Source organism: Actinomyces sp. HMSC065F11 (assembly GCF_001813085.1).
Taxonomy (GTDB): domain Bacteria; phylum Actinomycetota; class Actinomycetes; order Actinomycetales; family Actinomycetaceae; genus Gleimia; species Gleimia europaea.
The window spans coordinates 1-206 of sequence record NZ_KV811475.1; the positions used below are offsets into that span (position 1 = coordinate 1).

Annotated in this window: 1 pseudogene; it reads left to right on the forward strand. The window is 51.9% G+C overall.

Annotated features, from left to right (window positions below):
* Positions 1-187: pseudogene (locus tag HMPREF2891_RS06440) on the forward strand (glycerol-3-phosphate dehydrogenase); the annotation flags it as partial.
* Positions 188-206 lie beyond the last annotated feature (19 nt).

A 206-nucleotide genomic window follows, 5' to 3' on the forward strand; every position in this document is an offset into this window, starting at 1 on the left:
AATAGCTGCGGATATTCTTGGCTGGGACGAGGCGGCCAAGGCGCATGAGATAGAAAACTACAAGGCACGGTGTGATGCCGAAGAAAAGGCGGAGGGTATAGTTAGCGAAGCCGAAGCTCAAAAGGTACGTGAGCAGGCGGTGCCTATAACCGAATTTGTTGATGTGGCTCCGCAAATTGACGGTTAAAGCCGTGGGGATTTTTGCC